The organism is Deltaproteobacteria bacterium, from assembly GCA_016183175.1.
Taxonomy (GTDB): Bacteria; UBA10199; UBA10199; order UBA10199; family SBBF01; genus JACPFC01.
In genome coordinates, this window is record JACPFC010000019.1 from 1 (window position 1) to 2,070 (window position 2,070).

The window sequence follows — 2,070 nt, forward strand, 5'->3', positions numbered from 1 at the left end:
ATCACGCTCAAACCCAGATAGTCACTCATTCGCGGTAACAACCGGATGGCGGTATCGTTCATGATCAGGTTCACGTAGTAGAATCCCGCGGGGAAGACGACAAAATAGCCGAAGAGGGCGCCGCCGGTAAAAAGGAGGGCCGAAATAAAAGAGGCGGGGCGAAGATATTTTTTCTCCCCGGTTTTTAAGCCCGGTGCGACAAATCGCCAGAACTGGTAGAAGACAACCGGCGAGGCGATGAAAAACCCCGCAAGGGCGGCCACCTTGAAATAGGTGACGTAAGACTCAAACGGCGTGGTGGCGATGAAGAAACTCCCTTTTGGAAGGGACTTAAGCATGGGGATCTGCAGGATCCGGTAGATTTGCTTGCAAAAAATCAGGCCGACAACCGAGCCGCCGGCGATGGCAAAGAGCGAGCGGATGATCCGTTTACGGAGTTCGGTCAAGTGGTCGATCAGGGTCTGCTGGGGGGTGCTATTCGGCATCTTTTTTTTCTTTCTTTTCTTCCTCCTTAAGCCCCTCGCGCACGCTCTTTTTTACATCTTCGAATCCCCGTTGCAGGTCACGCAACCAGCGCCCCAGTTGCGTTGCCACCTCCGGAAGTTTTCTCGGGCCGATCAGCAGGAGGGCCACCAACCCGACTAAAAACAGTTCTCCCCCACCCATGTTGAACATTTTATTTGGGGCCCTTTTGGCCCGTTTGTTGCTATTTTTACTCCGCAAATTCTCCGTTTCACTCCGAATTTGCTTCGCGCCTAAGCAAAGCTTAGGCTTGACTCGCGTCATGTATTCCGGGCCTCAAACCCGCCTGCCAATCCGGCGGGCAGGTGGCCCCAAACCCCGCGCTCACCACGGGTCAAGCCCGATGGTTCGCTTGATTATCAATTCCCTATTTTATGTGCTTTTGTCAAATAGGCCGGTTCGGTGTGAATCACCACATCCACGATCTCCGGATATTTTTCCTTCACCTCCCGAATCACCCGATGGGTCAGCGAATGGGCATCTTCCAGCGTCATCAATGGATTTACATGGATGTGAAAATCGACAAAGACGCCGTTGGAGGTTCCGCGGGTCCTGATTTTGTGGCAGAGCAGAATCCCCGGAATGGCTTTGACAATCTGTTCAATCCCGGCCGGGTCCATCGGTTGGGCGTCCAAAAGGACATTGAGGCTCCGGTGCATGATCCGAAAGGCGGCGTAGACGATAAAAAGGATAATCCCGCCGGCAATGACCGCATCCAGAAAAACGGCGTTCAAAAGGACGGCCACAAACGACCCGATAACCGAAAGAGAGACAAAAATATCCGAGCGCGTGTGGAGGGAATCGGCCGTCAGCAGGTCGCTTTTAAGTGAGAGCCCCTTTTTCATCTCATAGGTCGAAACCCAAAAATTGATCGCCACCGTGACCGACATAATGACAAAGCTCAAATAATGCACCTGGGGAATGGCGGGATGTTTGATCCGTTCCACCACGCTGGTGACGATTTCGTAACCGGTGGCGAAAAGAAGAAACGAGATGCCGAGTGCGGCCAGCGTTTCGATTTTGCGGTGGCCGTAGGGGTGTTCGATGTCCGGCGGTTTGGCGGCCAAAATAATGCCGATCATGGCGACGATGTTGGAGGAGGAATCGAGAAGCGAGTGAAACCCGTCAGCCTGAAGGCTCAACGACCGGGTCAGAAAACCATAAACCAGTTTGGCGCCGCAAACGGCGAGGTTGAGCAGGAAGGTGATGACGAGAACCTGTCTTACCTCTCGATCGGTTGATCGGGCCATGGCGTTATTGTAACAGAAATTCCAAATTCCAAGCACCAAATTCCAAAAAACACCAAATTCCAATATCCAAATGCCAAACTCTCATGTTTTGAACATTGTTATTTGTCGTTTTGAGGTTTGTTTGGAATTTGGAATTTGGAATTTTTTAATCCGGCACATGCCTTAAACCCCGTCCAAGGTATATCTGCCGCGGGCGGGATATTTTTTGCTCGGGATCCAACAGAAACTCGCGCCACTGGGCCAGCCACCCGGAGACACGGGCCACGGCAAAAAGGACGGTGAACATCTCGGTGGGAAT

The 2,070-nt window shown here is 52.3% G+C and carries 4 protein-coding genes; all 4 read right to left on the minus strand.

Going from position 1 to position 2,070, the window contains the following annotated elements; genetic code table 11:
* Positions 1-485: twin-arginine translocase subunit TatC (locus HYU99_02250; GenBank protein ID MBI2339175.1), on the minus strand; the 485-nt coding region annotated here is incomplete at its 3' end.
* On the minus strand, positions 475-675 hold the full coding sequence (locus HYU99_02255) for a twin-arginine translocase TatA/TatE family subunit (GenBank protein MBI2339176.1): 201 nt from the start codon (positions 673-675) through the stop codon (positions 475-477). The genes HYU99_02255 and HYU99_02250, both read right to left, overlap by 11 nt.
* A 206-nt stretch (positions 676-881) precedes the next feature.
* Positions 882-1,772, minus strand: coding sequence for a cation transporter (locus HYU99_02260; GenBank protein ID MBI2339177.1), 891 nt, complete (start codon positions 1,770-1,772; stop codon positions 882-884).
* Between the two features lie 145 nt (positions 1,773-1,917).
* The coding region (locus HYU99_02265) for a citrate (Si)-synthase (GenBank protein ID MBI2339178.1) at positions 1,918-2,070 on the minus strand (153 nt) is incomplete at its 5' end.